Below are 17,504 nucleotides of genomic sequence, written 5' to 3'. Positions count from 1 at the left end.
GAAGGGAATGTATCGTGGCAGGAATCCCCTATGAATCAATCCAATTATGAAAGTGTGGATACGAATAGGTTTGCGAAGAGTGTAACAAAACTTACAGAGGAGGAATAATAAATGAAAAAAATTATAAATCAACCTGAAACCCTTGTTATGGAGATGTGCAATGGAATGGTTATGGCTCATCCGGAACTTGAGTTGTTAAAGAAGTATAAGGTAATTAAGAAAAAAGAAATGAATGAAAATAAGGTTACTTTAATTAGTGGCGGCGGTAGTGGACATGAACCGGCACACGCGGGGTTAGTAGGGAAAGGAATGCTGGATGCGGCGGTATGTGGAGATGTGTTTGCTTCTCCTTCACAAATCCAGGTATACCAGGCAATTAAAGCAACAGCTAGCAAAAAAGGTACGCTGCTTATTATTAAAAATTACAGTGGAGATATCATGAATTTTAAAAATGGAGCTCACTTAGCTACTGAAGACGGAATTCAAGTAGAATATGTCCGCGTAGATGATGATATTGCAGTAGAAGATAGTCTTTATACAGTAGGACGCCGCGGTGTTGCAGGAGTTATTTTAGTGCATAAAATTGCTGGTGCGGCAGCAGAAGAAGGTATGGATTTAATGCAGGTCAAAGCTGTAGCGGAAAAAGCAGCGGCAAACGTTCGAACAATTGGTCTAGCGCTAACTTCCTGTACAGTTCCCGCTAGTGGATCACCTACTTTCAAATTGGGTGAAGATGAGATGGAATATGGCGTCGGTATTCATGGAGAGCCAGGCAGAAAACGGGAAAAAATTGCGACTGCAGACGAATTAGCCTTACGCATGACAAATGACCTTGTGAAAGATTTAGGACTAGATGAGGATGCTGAAATTGCTGTTCTAGTAAACGGCTTCGGCGGTACACCGCTTCAAGAACTGTATCTGTTTAACAATGCAGTTACTAGAGAGTTAAGTAAAAGAAATATACGAATCAATAGAACGTTTGTCGGTAATTACATGACGAGTATTGATATGGCTGGAATTTCTCTAACTGTAATGAAACTGGACGATGAGCTGAAAACCTTATTATCTAAAGAGTGTAATACACCTGCGTTTAAGGTAGGTGGACCAATTGAGAGCGTAGAATACGTTGATATTGAAGAACAAGGGGAAGACAAGCCTGTTTTCTTTGAGACGGAAACAGCGGAGGAACATGCAATCATCAAGAATGAGGTAATCACATTAAATAATATGATTTATCTTGTAGATAAAATGAGCGAAGTTATTATTAAGAACGAAGTACCATTCTGCGAATTGGATACGCATGCAGGTGATGGTGATTTTGGCATGAGCGTTGCTAAGGGATTCAAGCAATTAAAGAGAGAATGGCGCTCGATTTTGGATCAAGAGCGTTTAAATATAGGAACATTCCTAGATGCGTGTTCTATGGTGATTATGGAGCATTGCGGTGGAGCTTCTGGTCCAATTTGGGGCGGAGCTTTCCGAGCTGCAGGTAAGGCTGTAGAAGGGAAAATGGAATTAACAGTCGGAGAATTTGCTGAAATGCTGGAGGCTTCACTTAAAGGAATACAGTCCATCGGTGAGCGATCTTTCGGAAGAGGAGCAGAAGTAGGCGATAAAACGCTTGTAGATGCACTTGTACCTTGTGTAAATTCTTGGTCAGAAAGTGCTGCAACTGGTACAGACTTTAAGACTGCTTTTGAAAAAGGGGCAGCGGCAGCCGTTAAAGGAGCAGAATATACAAAAGAAATCGTAGCTCGAATGGGTCGCGCTGGTACGGTTGGCGAAAGAAGCTTAGGGTATCCGGATGCTGGTGCCTGTGCTTTAGGAGTTATCTTTACAGAACTCTCTCTCAGCCTAAAATAATAGTCGTACGGTATTTCTAAATGCTAGATAGCTTGAAGGAATGTACCCTATAGAATAGACAATGAAAAAAGTCTATTCTATAGGGTTTTTCTTGTATGATTTGAGGAATTTTGTTAACAGAAAATTCATAATTATAACATATATTGGTGATTTAAGAAAACTAATTATTTACATTTAAAGGGGGTTAGCCTAATATTTTTAATATAAGGAAGAAGAAATTTAAGATGTTTGACAACAAATATATGAAACATTCATCCATGTACGTACTGAATTAACGAATGGTTAAAGAGGAGGGGGAAACATGGAGAAAACAATCATACATTTGGAAGGATTTATTGTTTTAATAGCGGCTATTTATATTTACGCATTAAATGAGTTTAGCTGGTTGCTATTTCTCTTGCTGCTTTTTGTACCGGATATTTCAATGCTAGCGTACCTTATTAATAATCATATTGGTGCGCAGATTTATAATCTGTTCCATACTTACATAGTATCGATATTACTTATTTTGATCGGTATCTTTTTTAAGTACGATGTGATCTTGATGGTCGGTCTGATTTGGACAGCACATATTGGAATGGATCGTTTGTTAGGGTATGGCCTGAAATATAAGACAGGGTTCAAAGATACTCATATTCATAAGTTATAAGATATAGTAGGAATAAATAACATTCATCAAAAAATGAGGTGTATTTTTACATACACCTCATTTTTTGATGAATAGCTTATATATTTGTTTTCGAATTTCAAAATAAATGTGTGGCTGTGTATGTAGAATGAAGGAAAGCTTCATTATCTTTCCTTCATTCTACATGGAATAAAGCGTTTCAAAAAAAACTTTTTTTCTTATTTAGGTTTCTTAGCTTAGTGACATAGATATCAATAGAGTCTAAATCTAGCTGTAGATGTTGTTGAAAACCTTGATTAATCCGATGTTGAACAGTTTCGGAAATGGATTTAATGCTGTGTTTATTAGGATAAGATAGCTCGACAGTGATTTTTACAGTGGGGAGCGTTAACATATTAATGATAATTTTTTTACATCTAATGACTTCCGTTACAGATTCACATTGTCTTTTGATGATCTGTTCTAATGTTTTGCTTGAGATGTGAATAGAGTCTGGATGGAAGTGTGGTGTAACTACTGTTGTTTCTCCCATGACTTCGTTGTTTGGTGATAAAATTTTGATTCCTTGTTTAATTATTTTTCGGAAGAAGTTTTGATCAATCTGATTATGCGGTATAGGAATAACATGCTTTCCTTCTGTTTTACGTACATATTGTGCCATTTTGATTTGTGTTAAGGTTCTGATTTCATCGATATGGATGTAGTGATTAATTGAGGGAATCCCGAGTCTCAACGCAATGAAATCTACCATTTTATCGGAAGTTCCGATAATTAAAAGTTTATGAACATTCAGTTTTCTTAAGGCGGTTCTCACTTCCTGTGCATGATCATTAAAATGAAAAATCGCTCTTTTTACGGCGGTAAAAGAATTTTTTTCGTATTTGGCAGAGAATCCAGCTACTTTTTTTCCGTTCACAATTAATAGGCCGTCATCGATAATAGCGGGTATATGATGTTTATATGAAAAGGTGAGTGCAACTGTACTTTTTCCAGTACCACTTGGTCCACTCAAAGCATAGACTTCTATAACAATCCCTCCTTAATATTTGTTTTAAGATGTCCTCTTGTTGAAGTATTTTTCATATGAAAAAAATGCTTCTCTGTGTTGAAAGAGAAGCATTCTGGTTTTAAGTATCTAAGTTGTAATGGGCTTCCTGTATTGTTAAATAGTTCTTTCTATTTTTATAGATTGATCCAAGGTTGTAATATATTGAAGTAATAAAAGTGAACAGCGCTGATAGAGTGTATTACAGATTAATAAAACTCTATTTTTTGATAGCTTTCTAAGGCTAATTTAGGGTCATTCATATAGAAGTAAGTATCGCCTATCTTTTTTAAGACTGTATTTACTTTCTTTGTTTTATTTTTCTTTTCATAACTTGCTAATGCCTCACTATAACTATTAATTGCCTTTGAATACTCTTGTTTATGACAACACATGTCCCCTAATAATTCATAGATTTGATCCATGAACATAAAGCGGTCTTCAGAATATAAAACATCATTACAGTATTTTTCTGTTTCTTCTAATTGCTTCTCTTCGAAAAATGCTGTGGCTAGTTCTAATTTAATATTATTAATGCTTTTGGATGGCTGGTTTAAGTGAATAGAGGAATCCAGAGCCTTTAATAAATATTCAATTCCCTTTTTTGTCTCGTTATTTCTTACGTATAGTATCCCTAAATTTGTGTGAACACTAGCTTCTTCAGCTTTCTCGTTTGATAATTTACAGAAGTTCAAGGATTTTAAAAATTCGCTTTCAGATTTTGTGTGATCCTTTAATTCCATATAGCACACACCAAGTGCCATATGTATTTTTCCCTGTATATAGAAAGTGTTCATGAGCTGATTTAATTCAATTGCTTCATCTAAAAAATGGATAGCGGAATGATATTCCTCCATTTGTCCATGGACTATGGAAAGGCTTAGAAGCAAGGAAATTTTGTTTATGTCTTGAATTTGTTCATATATAGAAATCTTATATGCTCTTCTTAATGTTTGCAGAGCCAGTTGTAAACTTCCTAACCGTATAAAGGTGTATCCGAGCCTATCTAAACTTTTCAGCAGCCACAAATTTTGGTTCTCGCCTTCAAAATGTTGAATACTTACCTCATAGAAGGATCTTGCCTTTTCGTAATCCTTATCGTATTCGCAATACTTACCTCTAATCCAATTGAAAATACCATATTCCAAATTAGAAACATCCATATTTTGAATAGTTCTTTCTAATTTATCAATGATTTTTTTTACTTGTTCAAATTGGGAAGTTGTTACATAGTTTTCAGCAAGTTTCAATTGTCTACCTAATTCTAGCGTGCCGATTTTTTTATCTACAGGCTTTAAAAGTATATCATCTAGGGTACAGTTGAGTTTTTTTGCGAATTTTTCTAGAACTTCATATGTGGGCTGTACAGATCCTTGTTCAATTTGACTTAAATAACTTCTTGTAATAATTCCTTCTGCTAAATCTTGTTGTGTTAATTTAGCCTTCTTTCTTAAAGATTTAATTTGTTCACCTATCATAGCTACACGACCTCGCTTCTTCTAACTATAAGATATGATTTTAAAATTAAGGATCAAAGAGTATATTTATGAGTTTTCTGGATACTTCGGTAAGTAGAAAAACAAGGTTTAATATCTATCTAAAACATAGAGATAATTATAAGTTATGCTTTTCTTAATGTAATAGTAACATTTGTTTAACAAAAAAACAAAAAGTTTTTTTTGTTTAAAGATGTTAACTGGAAGATAATGCTTGAGCGGAGCGGGTTATATTCGTTTACATCACTTAACATTCACTTAACAAAAATAAAATAATTAAAATTTGTTAAAAAAATGTTGACTGAAAATTCAAAAGAGGATATGATGAACTCACACAAGTTAACATTCACTTAACAAATTAATGAAAAATAAAAAAGTTAAAAAGATGTTGACTGAAAATTCAAAAGAAGTTATGATGAACTCACACGAGTTAACATTAACTTAACAAAAAACAAAAAAAGTGATTTTGTTTAAAAATGTCTACTGAAGGATTTTCTTACCATATGATGAAAGTGTATAAAGCATTAAAAAATATAATGAAAAATTAAAGGGAGAGATTAAAATGACATTTAAAACAATTGGAAAGTTACAATCAATTTTAGCTGTGGTAGTGATGGTAGTTATGGTTACAGATCCTGTTTGGCCATTAGTGTAAAAACGACTGTGTTAGCAAAAATAAAAAAAGAATATCAGTAGAGGATCAAAAATCTTTAAGACTTCGAAGAGCTTATAAACTCTCTCTAATCTAAATGTTAAAAATGTTGTGCTACTCGAACTTAAAGATAAAACATTAACTTATAGAAAGAAGGCGAAAGCAAGTACAAACATTAGGAAAAAATCCTTTTCATATATTGATTCATAGAATTGAAGCTACTAAAAATGGAAGAAACTAAGAATTGCATAAGTGATAAATGATATAGTTCAGCACTTTGCATACAGCAAGATACATGTAGAAAGACTTATGCAAAATGAAATTGAAGGAAGGAAATGTATGAAATTATTTTGCATCCATTACGCTGGTGGATCAGCTAAGGTGTTTCAGTCATTGGCAAAATTGTTAAATAATCAATTGGAAGTTATTCCATTAGAACTTCCAGGTCGCGGAAAACGCTTGTTAAAAGAATTGATATACGATTTTGAGAAAGGCTGCCAAGATTTAATTTCTATAATTAAGCAGCACTTGAGTGATAAACACGAAGAGTTTTCCTTGTTTGGCCATAGTATGGGGAGTTTATTAAGTTTTGAACTTGCACACCTACTAGAAAGACAAGGGTTTTCGTTAAAACATGTGTTTTTAACAGGAACTCGACTTCCTTATCAATATGAAAATGATTCACTAGTAGATGTAAGTAAGAGTAATGCTGAAGTAATAAAAAGGATTAAAGCATTAGGAGGAACTCCCATTGATGTAATAGAGAATCCGTACTTTGCTAAAATCTATCTTCCTATTATTAAAGCAGACTTACATATGATAGGTTCCTATAGGTACCAGAAAGCAGGTGAAAGGTTAGATACTCCAATCACAATAATTAATGGAACAGAGGACCCTCTTACTAACAATGAATGGGATAAGTGGTCAGAGTTAACAAGTAAGGAAGTGCAGGTTATAACGGTGGATGGTGGTCACTTCTTTATCAATGAGCAACAGGAGTTTTTGGCTAAACAAATTTGCTCACAACTTGAAAAATATCAATTGGTACACACTTAGATGAAAAGTAGGAGGTCACATGAGCAAACAATATCTCGAAGAATTAAAACAATTTGTAGAGTTGCATATTAAATCCCAAAATTTACAGTATACGTTTCCGCTTGAAGTACTGAGTCGTATTTCTTCTTATAATACTGAAACAAAAGGATCATGGGAGTATGAATGGTTACAAGAAGGAAATAGAGTTTTAAGCCAAGATAAGTTAGAAGCGATACAGTGTTTTAACTTCGCTCGGTTCCCGTATGTTAGTAATGAAACTCAAAAGAAAGTATATGATAGTTTACTAGAAAACTTTAACACCTATGTATCTCAAACGGATATTAAACAGGAATGGTTACAGCTGGAAAGTAGAAAATGTAAAGTATATACCTCAAACCTTGATAAAGCAAAGCCTTTGTTAATCGTAATGGGCGGTATCGTTTCCATTAAAGAACAATGGTATAAGTTTTTGGAGGTAGGGCCTAAGTTAGGGTTTTCAGTTATTGTTACGGAATTTCCTAAAGTAGGAGAAAATACAATACCTTTTAGAGCAGATTCGTATAGGATGCTCCAAGAAATATTAGATCATTTTCAAAATGAGGTGGATGTTAATCATACATATTATGTCGGTATGAGCTTTGGGGGACAATTAGGAATACAATGTGCTTTGCAAGATAGTAGAATAAAAGGAATTGTAACAGTAGGTGCTCCTTTATATGAATTCTACCATTTGGCTGATCAAAACTGGCATGATATTCCTTCTGTTACTAGAAAGACATTAAGTCATGTATGTGAATTGACAGAAGATGAGTTAAGAAAGGAACTTGTGAATTTTAGTATAGATGTAAACGCTCTTAATAGATTGAAAATTCCTATAACTTATGTGTTCAGTTTAAAGGATGAAATTATTCCAATTACAGAATTGGCGTTTATTAAGCAGCATATCAGTAATTTAGATCTTATTACATTTGATGATGTTCATGGTTCACCAAATTACATGGGACAAATTCAACAATTAATCCCAGCGAGAATTATGCAGCAATACCAAAATAATCAATATGCCATTCAATTGGAGAATCATATTTAGGGAGGGATAAGGTTTGGCGCGGAATAGAGTTGTAGTAACAGGTATCGGAATACTTTCATCCTTAGGACATAATAAACAAGAAGTAATTGACCAAATGAAAAAAGGACAAACAGGGGTTGATACACTCAGAAAGTTTGATACAGAGAAGTTTATTAGTCAAATAGGTGCTGAAGTGAAAAATTATAATGCAGCGGATTATTTTAATCCAGAAGAGATCGAAAAGTATGATCCTTGTGTGCAGTATGCGGTCATTTCCATAAAAGAAGCTTTACATGAAAGTATGGTGATGAATCAAACTTCTTCTAATAGGGTTGGTCTAGCTTTAGGAACTTGTAACGGAGGTGTGAACTCATTAGAAGAGCAAGGAACAATCGAGTCGTTAGATCCAGGACAAACGAAAAAATACCCATTTTTTAATCAAGCAGACCATGTTGCCCAATATTTCGATTTAGGCGGGCCTGTAGTAACAATCAATACGGCTTGTGCTGCTAGTGGAAATGCGATTGGTTTTGGTTTTGAAATGGTTCAGAAGGGTTATGCAGATGTAATGATTGCAGGGGGATCAGATTCTATGTCCTCATCGGTTTATGCTGGTTTTAATGCGCTACGTGCATTAAATTCAGTTCCGTGTTCTCCATACAATACTTCATATGGACTTAGTTTAGGAGAAGGAGCAGCTTTTGTAGTATTAGAAACACTAGATCATGCATTAGCGAGAAATGCAAAAATCTATGCAGAAGTGTGTGGATATGGACTTAGTAGTGATGCATATCATGAAACAGCCCCGCATCCAGAAGGAGAAGGGATTAAAAATGCTGTTATCCGTGCATTAAAACAAGCTTCTTTGCAACCTAGTCAAATCGAATATATTAATACGCATGGAACAGGCACAAAAGCCAATGATACCGCAGAATTATCTGGATTGGAAAGAGTTTTTGGAGTTGAGAAATTTAAAGAAATTCCGATTAGTTCAAGTAAGGCTTATTTCGGACATAATTTAGGAGCTGCAGCATCTATAGAATATACTACGTCCATATTGTTAATGCAGGAAGATTTATTGCCAGCTACAATTAACTTTCAAGAAAAGCGAGAAGGGTGCGAAAATGCGAATCTGATCACCAATGAGATGAAAAAGCAAAAGACGACTTATTTCTTGTGTAACAACTCCGCTTTTGGTGGACATAATGCATCTATTGTATCAAGAAATTGGAAAGACTATACCGAGAATGGACAAGCGGTATCATCAGTTGATACAGATAATAGAGTCTATGTTACTGGCTTAGGGAATTGCAATACAATATCTGCCGAAAAACAAACTAGTCTTATAGAAAAATTGATTTCAGAAGAAGATATTCCGGCTAAATTAGATTTTAGTCTTAAAGAATATAATAAAGATTTATATGAAAGAAGGATGAATTCATTGGCGCAATATAGTATTGCTGCTGCTGATCAAGCCTTTAAAGATGCAGAGATACAAACACCTTTAGAAAATGAAGATACTGCTTTTATTTATGGAACAGCTAGAGGTAGTTTGCAAAGTTCTGAAAAGTATTTTCAATCTATTCTGAAAAAAGGTCTAGAATATGCTAGTAGCATTTATTTTCCTGACATGGTTTTAAATTCAGTAGCAGGAAAAGTTGCTAAGAAATTTAATATTCGCGGATTCAGTAGTTCCATTAGTACAGGTGGGAATGATGGTCTCTTTGGGGCTGTATATGGCTATGAATTCATAAAGGATAATGGTCATTCAAAATGTCTCATTGGATCAGGTGATGAGTTGTCTGATTTATCGGCTGAAATAGATAAGTCACTTGGATTGAATGAAAGTGTATATCCAATAGCTGAAGGAAGTAGTTGTCTTGTACTATCTAATGATTTAGATGGAAAAGCAGCCTATGCAGAAATTATAGGGACTGGCTTAACCTTTGGAAGTGATGCAGTTAGTTTGAAAAAGGCAATTGATAGTGCCTTAGAAAACTCAGCTGTTCCTATCGGAGAAATTGATTTTATTTTCTACAATTCAAATGGTTTATCTAGGGACATAGATATCTATGAAAATTTATTTAATGAATTAAACGTTGCGGATCATGTATTAAAGCACTGCTTTAATTCAAAAGGATATTTAGAGTCTACTAGTTCATTGAATCATTTATATGTGGCAGCTGAACTATTTGGTGAAACAATCAAGGATGTAGAAGCTGTGAATCAATATTTTAATCAAGATGTTACAAAGTTTTCAAAGGGTCTAATTGTGAGTACCTCTTTAAATGGTAATAATGCCGCTGTTGTAGTAAGCAAAGTTAAATAAGCATGTATTACCTTTGATAGAGTGATATAAATTTAGTAAAAAAAATTAAAAAATAAATTTAAAAAAATTTAGGAGGCAATTCAAATGAAAAATATTCAAGAAATCAAAAACATTATTAAGGAAAAAATCTTAGTAGAGAGATTAGAGCTTGAAGATATTACGGCAGAAGAAATCGGTGATAATGAAGCTTTATTTGGAGATGGATTAGGATTAGATTCTGTAGAAGCATTAGATGTGATTTCAGGAGTTGAGGAAGAGTTTCAAATTAAAATGCAGGGTCTTCCTGAAGATAAAATACGTGAGACATTTAGTTCGGTAGAAACATTAGCAGCTTATATTAGTGAGCGTTTATTGCAGACGGTATAAACTTTCGACCTGTGAAGTCTGCAACAGTAAACTTCACAGGTTATTCTTTAACATGGGAGAGGAAGAAGAATGACTCTAAAAGATAAGGTTGTTATTGTAACAGGAGCGACCAGAGGGATAGGTAAAGAAATTGCAGTCCAATTAGCAAAAAGCGGTGCAAAAGTAGTTGGGATTTATGCACGAAGTGAAAAGGCTGCCAATCAGATACAAGATGAGTTAAATAAATATGGGCAGGAAATTTATTTCTATAAAGGAGAAGTAAATGATAGAAATTTTGTACACCAAACGATCCAAGACATTATGAATAACCATGGGAAAATTGATGTGTTAGTCAATAATGCAGGGATCAATCGAGATAATTTTATATTTCAAACCGAGGAAGTTAATTGGAATGATGTTTTCCAAACAAATTTCGGTGGTACATATCATTTCTGTAATGAAGTTATTCCGTATATGGTGAAACAAAAAAGTGGGAACATCATTAACATGGTTTCAGTAAGTGCTGTAAATGGAAGAGAAGCGCAAACAAATTATGGATGCTCAAAAGGAGCTATTATAGGATTTACACGCATGTTATCAAGACTGTACAGTACGCATGGCATAAGGGTTAATGCTGTAGCTCCTGGGATGATTGAAACAGAAATGATTCAGCATGTGCCAGATAATAAGCTAAGTAACTTTTTATATCATACGAATACAAAGGCATTAGGCCAAACTGAACAAATCGCAAATGCTGTTATGTTTTTGGCAGATGATGAGAATTCATATTTTACTAGTACAGTATTTAAAATAGACGGTGGATTTTTGAGATAGGAGGGTAGTCAGTTGGAGAAAAATTTACTCATTACAAACTGTGAACAATCTTTTAATCAATTCATTGGGGAGTTTTATTTACAACGTGGTTATAATGTAATCTTTTACTTTCAAAATGAAGAAGCGAAAAATAAGTATAAAAAGCACTTGGAAGAAACAGGAATGAACTTTGAAAAGTACATGCTTATCTGTAATACTCATATCTGTTTTGAATCTTTAGAGAAAGAGGTAGAAGAAATTGCTGGCCGCTTTGGTAGAATCGATACCTTAATTCACGGAAATGAAATGCTTGATGAAACAAGTTACTTTAAGAAAGATCCGATTGGTTTAGAAAAAATGATTGAGGAAATGTTTGAAAAAATCTACTTGTTTAGCCGAGTTGTCACGTCTCAAATGATTAAAGCGAAGGAAGGAAAGGTAATCTTCCCACTTATTTTCGATGTATTATATCCGGAATATTACCCAAGTTCTCCGATGCTAAATCACGGAAAGATTTCTCTTATGAAATGTATGTCACATGAGTTAGCAGCATTCAAATTGAATGTAAATGCCATGACATTTGGATATTATGATAACGACTTTGATTCTGCAACGAAAAAAGAATTAAAGAAGAAGTTAGAGATATTTGCACTACGCCCAAGGTTATTAAAATTACAAGAATTAGTTCCTGCTTTGAATATGCTCGTTGAGCCATCCGTTCCAACAATGGGTGGAGAAAACATTCATATTGGTGCAGGTATTGAGACAGTCATTTAAGGAGGAAATCTAAGGTGGATGAAATTAAAATTGTTAGTTTAGGAACATTTTTACCTGGTACGCCAATTACAAATAAAGACATGGAAGATACATTGAGTGTAAGAGCTGAGTGGATTGAAAATGTTATTGGAAATGAATCTAGATATTATGCAATTAACTTTGAAGAGAAAAAAATAGATTATGATTTAATTGATCTATGTGAAAAAGCTGCTTTGGATGCTTTTCAGAAATCCCCATTACACTCCTTAGAAGAAATTGACCTTATTATACTATCCACAGCTACTCCAGATCATTTAATGCCTGCGACAGTAAATCTTTTAGCTGACAGACTTGGTTTGCAAGGAATCCCTACCTATCAAATTCAAGCAGGGTGTTCAGGAGCGTTACAGGGACTAGATGTCGCACAACAGTTTTTAAAAGCAAATGATTATAAACATGCATTAGTAGTTGGTGGAGATGTATGTAACAAATATATGGATTTAAATAGAGATTTCAAAAAGCTGCGTTCTTCAGAATTGATTAATTATGTATTATTTGGAGATGGTGCAGGTGCAGCTATTCTGAGTAAAAATACAAAAGCACCTGGTTTTAAGTTCTTACAAATTTCAAATAAATTCGAAGGGTTGAATCGTAAGCCTGCACAGGTAATGAATTGGATTGGGAATATTCCTTCTGATGTGCAAGGAATGACGGCAAGGCAAATTGCTAAGAAATATCCATCAGCTCAAGAAGATTATAAAGCCATTGAAGAACACGTTCCTACCTTAACAAAGGAAATGTTCAGTACATTACTGGAAGAAAACAAATGGGAAAAAGATGAAGTAGATCACTTCCTCCCTCCGCAATTAGGTTGGAATATGACTAAGAGAATTATAGAGTATGCGGAATTGGATTTTGATAAAACTACGAATTGTGTAAAAGAAACTGGAAATAACGGAAATGCCTTACCTTATGTTCAGCTAGCAAAGTTAAGTGGAAAAATAAAATTGAGTGAAAAAGTAGTTGGAGTAGCAATAGAATCATCGAAATGGATAAAAACAGGATTTGTTTTACAATACGTATAAAAGGTGGTCCCTATGAATGATAAAGAGTTAATTAAATTAGTAAAAGAGTCTATCAAAAGTCCCGCAAGTCAAGAAACATTTTCAAATATATTGCATGACCTTCAAGATGTAGAAGCTGTATTAACAAAGGAAAAAATCGGATTCTTACTAAGGAAATTGGATAAGGAACAGGTCCCAGACTTTCATAAGTTAAAGGTAGGGCTGGTAAGTAACTTCACTGCTGATGACCTGATTAGTTATTTAAGATTTGCTTCCTTTAAAGATTCTATCTTCTTAGACAATTATGTAAGTCCTTATAATCAGTATGTATATGAACTGATGAATAAAGATAGTGAACTTTATAAATCAGAACCTAATGTGACGGTGTGTTTACTTGACGAAGGATGTATTTTTAATGAAATCAGTTTAAGTTCCACGATTGAACAGATTGAAGCGACTGTCATGCTTAAATTAAATGAATTAGAGAACTTAATTAAAAACTTTACACAGTTAAATGGTGGATTATTCATATTAAATACAATTCCATTATTAGGCCTTTCCCATCATAGTGTCATTGACTATAAAACAAAAGCGAAGCTAAGTAAATTATGGAGGAACTTAAATAGCCATTTATTATCCTTAATGGATCACTATGAACAATTGATTGTCTTAGATATTGATCTTTTCTATCAAGATTTAGGAGTAGCTGTAACGGATAATAAAATGCGTTATTATGGATCAATGAGCTTTTCGCAAGAATTGTTACATGCGATTGCTGAAGAAATCCATAAAATACATCGCTCAATTTTGGGGCTGCAGAAAAAGTGCTTAGTTCTAGATTTGGATAATACTCTTTGGGGCGGAATTATTGGGGATGCTGGCGTACATGGAATCGACTTAGGTCCAGATGAAAAGCCAGGTAATATCTATCACGAATTCCAAAAGGCGATACAAATTTTAGGAAACCAAGGCGTTCTATTAACTATTAATAGTAAAAATGAGTGGTCTAATGCAAAAGAAGTGTTCCATACTCATCCGCATTCCGTTTTAAAAGAGGAAGACTTTGTAAAGGTGTGTTCTAACTGGGAACCTAAACATGAGAATATTAAAGAAATCGTTAATGATTTAAATATTGGTATGAATAGTTTAGTTTTCATTGATGACAATCCATTTGAGCGAGAAATGGTAAAAACATATCTTCCTGATGTAGAAGTACCGAATATGCCTAAAGAACCATCTTATTACATTTCAGAGCTATTAAATAAGGGGTGGTTTAATACAATCTCTCTTACAAAGGAAGATTATTCTCGAAAAGAAAAGTATCAGCAAATTGTGCAAAGAGAAACCTTAAAGAAAACGTCTCATTCGATAGAAGAATATCTAGAGGCTCTAGATATTAAAGTTGAAATTATTGAGCCAAACAACTTTACCATTCCACGTTTAGCTCAGCTCACACAAAGAACGAATCAATTTAATATGACTACTGAGCGACTACAGGAAAATGAAGTCAAGTCTATGGGCGACACTCCGGGGCATCACGTTTTTGGGTTTAGATCATCTGATAAGTTTGGTGATAATGGTATTGTTGGTGTGGTGTTCGTAGAAGAAATCATTAAAAACGATGAAAAAGTTTGGAATATTTCGAATTTTATTATGAGTTGTCGTGTCTTCTCAAGAGGAATCGAAACGGTAGTATTAAATCATGTGTTAAAACAAGCAAAAAACGAAGGAGTACATGTAGTAATTGGAAATTACATTCCTTCTAAAAAGAATCACATTGTAAAAGATCTTTATACCAATCACGGGTTTAACGTATTAAGTGAACAAAATGAAAAGGTAGTGTTTGATTATAACTTGGATGAAATGCAGTTAAAAGAAGTGCCATGGATTCAATTATCTACAAAAGGGGAGGTAGTACAATGACTTTAACAAGTACGCTAACGGAATTACTTGCAGATATTTTAGAAGTGGAAGAAGAAGAAATTGTTTTTAATAAAGAGTTATCTGATTATGAAGGATGGGACTCTGTAAACAGCTTACGTATACTAACTCATGTTGAGGACGAATTTAACCTTCGTTTAAGCATGGAGCGATATGCTAAAGTACAAACAATTGGAGAATTGCAGGAATTAATTGAGGAGACAAAAAATGAGCAGTGAGATTCTGAATTATCCTAGCCAAAGGAAACACACATATCATTTTTTAGATCATGCGAAAGAATTTAGTCCTGTTTATCTTAGTGTAGATGTCGATGTGTCTAATCTTCAAAAGTCCAGAGACTATATCTACGCGAGCACGCAAACCAAAATTAGTTACATTGCTTTTATTATCAAAGGTATTTCAAAGGTATTAAAGAAATACCCGCAAGCAAATGTATCAGTCAAAGAAGCACTTTCGCCTAAAATGGCCGTTTACAATGAAATTATTGCAAAGTTTACTCTCGATAAAACAATTAATAAGGAAAGAGTTGTTTTAACGGGGAAAGTGTTTAACAGTGATTCAAAGCCTCTAGAAGAGATTCAACATGATATAGAGTACTATAAAAACACTGAATTTCAAGAAATAGAAGATTTTAAACCTATTAAAATGCTTCATTCTTTACCTACTTGGTTAGGAAATATTCTATACAAAATGAACGTTGGTAATTTAAAGAAAAGGCATAATATTCAAGGAACATTTACCGTTACTTCTCTTGGGCATAGACCTATCAAACACTTTTATCCAATCACTTCGGCTACCCTGTGCTTTGGGATCGGGGCGATTGAAGAAAAAGCAAAAGTAATAGATAGTAGCATTGAAATCCGTCCTATTCTACCAGTATGTTTGACATTTGATCATAGGGCTATAGACGGAGCGTTAGCAGCCGACATCTTGGCAGAAATAAAAGAACAATTGGAGAAATGGGGGGATTAATATGGCTAGGCGTCCTAAAAAGGATAAATACGATGTTATTGTAGTAGGCGCTGGAATGGGTGGATTAGGTGCAGCGGTCTATTTGGCTCAAGAAGGATATTCCGTATTAGTTGTGGAGCGTCATTATAGAGCGGGCGGATATGCTCACTCATTCCGTAGAAAGAAATATACATTTGATTCAGCTGTACGAATTGTAGCTGGAGCGAAAGATGATGGCCTGCTGTATGAATTGTTAAAAAAGGCAGGACTGAACGATCAATTAGAATTTGAACGACTGGACGAAGTGTATTCTGTTTTCTATCCTGATCAGAATTTTACAGTTCCTCGTCAAACGATGGGATTAATAGAAACATATAGCAATATTTTTCCTCACGAAAAGAAGAATATTGAAAACTTAGTTAAGGAAATGGAAAAGTTGTATGTGGCAACGATGGAACTTCTAAAATCAAGAGATCCAATGAAAATGTTAGCTAATGAAACAATTATGAAGTATAGAACGATGACTTTTCATGATATGGTAGCTTCATTTTTAAAAGATCCAAAAGCTATTTATGCTTTTTCAGCCTTATGGGTTTACTATGGAACTCCTCCTACAAAAGGAAGTGCAATGTTTTTTGCTTACGCGATTATGAGTTATTTCCAAGAAGATATTTATTATCTAAAGGGAAGTTTTCAAAAGCTAGCAGATGCTTTTGTGGGGCGTGTTCAAGAATTAGGTGGAGAAGTTTGTTTGAACAATGAAGTGAAAAAGATTGAGGTAGAAAATAAGAAAGTAAAAGGGATTCACTTATCTACTGGAGAGTATGTAGAAGCACCAATTGTAGTATGTAATGGTGATCTTACCAAAATGATGCACGAGTTAGTTGGAGAAGAATTTTTCACAGCTCGATATAAAAAACGTATCTCCCGTCTTACACACTCCATTTCAGCTTTTGAAGTCTTTATGGGAGTAGATTATCCACTAGAAGATTTAAATCTGGCACATGAAACATTTTTATTTACTGGTTATAACTATGATGAATTCTTTAATAAACATAAAAACTTGAAAGAACTAGGAGTGGATGGATTAAGCGGTCTTGCCATCACTACCCCAACTTTAGTCGATAGCTCACTAGCTCCTGAAGGAAAACATGCTTCTGTTATTACTACACTGGTTCCTTATGATATAGGAAGGGATTGGAAAGAAGTGAAGGAGCAATATCAGGAAAAATTGATTCGTATGGCTGAAACCGTTATCCCTAATTTATCGGGGCATATAGATTTCGTGGAATCTGGGACTCCAAAAACAATGGAGAGGTATACGAATAACACAGGTGGAGCTATATATGGCTGGGAACAGAACATGAATCAACTAACTTCTAGGCCTCAACATGAAACACCAATTGAAGGGTTGTATTTATCTGGTCAGTGGACAGATGCAGGTGGTGGAGTGGTTTCGGTATTACTATCAAGTTATAAACTACTTGAAAAGCTAACAAAAACAAAAGTCGGTGTTTAGG

At 34.3% G+C, this 17,504-nt stretch carries 15 protein-coding genes; 13 read left to right on the top strand and 2 right to left on the bottom strand.

Features of this window, described 5'->3' with window-relative positions; genetic code table 11:
- The first annotated feature begins 111 nt into the window (after window positions 1-111).
- Together dhaK and Y7E_RS0119845 are read left to right on the top strand one after the other, a co-directional pair.
- Window positions 112-1,863 (top strand): dihydroxyacetone kinase subunit DhaK, encoded by a 1,752-nt coding sequence (gene dhaK / locus Y7E_RS31040; protein ID WP_017153014.1) that lies wholly within the window; start codon window positions 112-114, stop codon window positions 1,861-1,863.
- Window positions 1,864-2,164: 301 nt separating this feature from the next.
- Complete coding sequence (locus tag Y7E_RS0119845; RefSeq protein WP_017153013.1) at window positions 2,165-2,512, top strand: DUF4260 domain-containing protein; 348 nt, start codon at window positions 2,165-2,167, stop codon at window positions 2,510-2,512.
- Window positions 2,513-2,690: 178 nt separating this feature from the next.
- Here the strand turns inward: Y7E_RS0119845 and Y7E_RS0119840 are convergent, their stop codons facing one another.
- Complete coding sequence (locus Y7E_RS0119840) at window positions 2,691-3,503, bottom strand: hypothetical protein (protein ID WP_017153012.1); 813 nt, start codon at window positions 3,501-3,503, stop codon at window positions 2,691-2,693.
- 242 nt (window positions 3,504-3,745) lie between these two features.
- A complete protein-coding gene (locus Y7E_RS0119835; protein ID WP_017153011.1) occupies window positions 3,746-5,014 on the bottom strand; it encodes a helix-turn-helix transcriptional regulator in 1,269 nt (422 codons plus the stop codon).
- 1,009 nt (window positions 5,015-6,023) lie between these two features.
- Here Y7E_RS0119835 and Y7E_RS0119825 point away from each other — a divergent pair.
- The 11 genes from Y7E_RS0119825 to Y7E_RS0119775 all read left to right on the top strand — a co-directional run bounded on the left by Y7E_RS0119825 (window position 6,024) and on the right by Y7E_RS0119775 (window position 17,503).
- A complete protein-coding gene (locus Y7E_RS0119825; RefSeq protein ID WP_017153009.1) occupies window positions 6,024-6,740 on the top strand; it encodes a thioesterase II family protein in 717 nt (238 codons plus the stop codon).
- Window positions 6,741-6,759: 19 nt separating this feature from the next.
- Complete coding sequence (locus Y7E_RS30100) at window positions 6,760-7,806, top strand: alpha/beta fold hydrolase (RefSeq protein ID WP_017153008.1); 1,047 nt, start codon at window positions 6,760-6,762, stop codon at window positions 7,804-7,806.
- Between the two features lie 13 nt (window positions 7,807-7,819).
- Complete coding sequence (locus Y7E_RS0119815; RefSeq protein ID WP_017153007.1) at window positions 7,820-10,114, top strand: beta-ketoacyl-[acyl-carrier-protein] synthase family protein; 2,295 nt, start codon at window positions 7,820-7,822, stop codon at window positions 10,112-10,114.
- 84 nt (window positions 10,115-10,198) lie between these two features.
- Complete coding sequence (locus Y7E_RS0119810; protein ID WP_017153006.1) at window positions 10,199-10,480, top strand: phosphopantetheine-binding protein; 282 nt, start codon at window positions 10,199-10,201, stop codon at window positions 10,478-10,480.
- A gap of 69 nt (window positions 10,481-10,549) precedes the next feature.
- On the top strand, window positions 10,550-11,293 hold the full coding sequence (locus Y7E_RS0119805) for an SDR family NAD(P)-dependent oxidoreductase (protein ID WP_017153005.1): 744 nt from the start codon (window positions 10,550-10,552) through the stop codon (window positions 11,291-11,293).
- A 12-nt stretch (window positions 11,294-11,305) separates the two neighbouring features.
- Window positions 11,306-12,049, top strand: a complete 744-nt coding sequence (locus Y7E_RS0119800; protein WP_017153004.1) for an SDR family NAD(P)-dependent oxidoreductase — start codon at window positions 11,306-11,308, stop codon at window positions 12,047-12,049.
- Between the two features lie 14 nt (window positions 12,050-12,063).
- Window positions 12,064-13,113: a beta-ketoacyl-[acyl-carrier-protein] synthase family protein gene (locus tag Y7E_RS0119795; protein ID WP_017153003.1), complete on the top strand. Its 1,050-nt coding sequence runs from the start codon at window positions 12,064-12,066 to the stop codon at window positions 13,111-13,113.
- 12 nt (window positions 13,114-13,125) lie between these two features.
- The gene (locus tag Y7E_RS0119790) at window positions 13,126-15,015 is read left to right on the top strand and encodes an HAD-IIIC family phosphatase (RefSeq protein ID WP_017153002.1); all 1,890 of its coding nucleotides are present in this window, start codon (window positions 13,126-13,128) and stop codon (window positions 15,013-15,015) included.
- The gene (locus Y7E_RS0119785; protein ID WP_017153001.1) at window positions 15,012-15,251 is read left to right on the top strand and encodes an acyl carrier protein; all 240 of its coding nucleotides are present in this window, start codon (window positions 15,012-15,014) and stop codon (window positions 15,249-15,251) included. The genes Y7E_RS0119790 and Y7E_RS0119785 overlap by 4 nt, the downstream gene beginning before the upstream one ends.
- The gene (locus tag Y7E_RS0119780; RefSeq protein WP_017153000.1) at window positions 15,241-16,005 is read left to right on the top strand and encodes a 2-oxo acid dehydrogenase subunit E2; all 765 of its coding nucleotides are present in this window, start codon (window positions 15,241-15,243) and stop codon (window positions 16,003-16,005) included. Before Y7E_RS0119785 ends, Y7E_RS0119780 begins: the two co-directional genes overlap by 11 nt.
- A gap of 1 nt (window position 16,006) precedes the next feature.
- Window positions 16,007-17,503 (top strand): phytoene desaturase family protein, encoded by a 1,497-nt coding sequence (locus Y7E_RS0119775; RefSeq protein ID WP_017152999.1) that lies wholly within the window; start codon window positions 16,007-16,009, stop codon window positions 17,501-17,503.
- Window position 17,504: the final 1 nt, after the last annotated feature.

The sequence above is a fragment of the Bacillus bingmayongensis genome (assembly GCF_000299035.1).
In the GTDB taxonomy this organism is placed as follows: Bacteria; Bacillota; Bacilli; order Bacillales; family Bacillaceae_G; genus Bacillus_A; species Bacillus_A bingmayongensis.
Note: the sequence above shows the minus strand (reverse complement) of the source record. Positions and strands in the feature narration are given on the sequence as shown.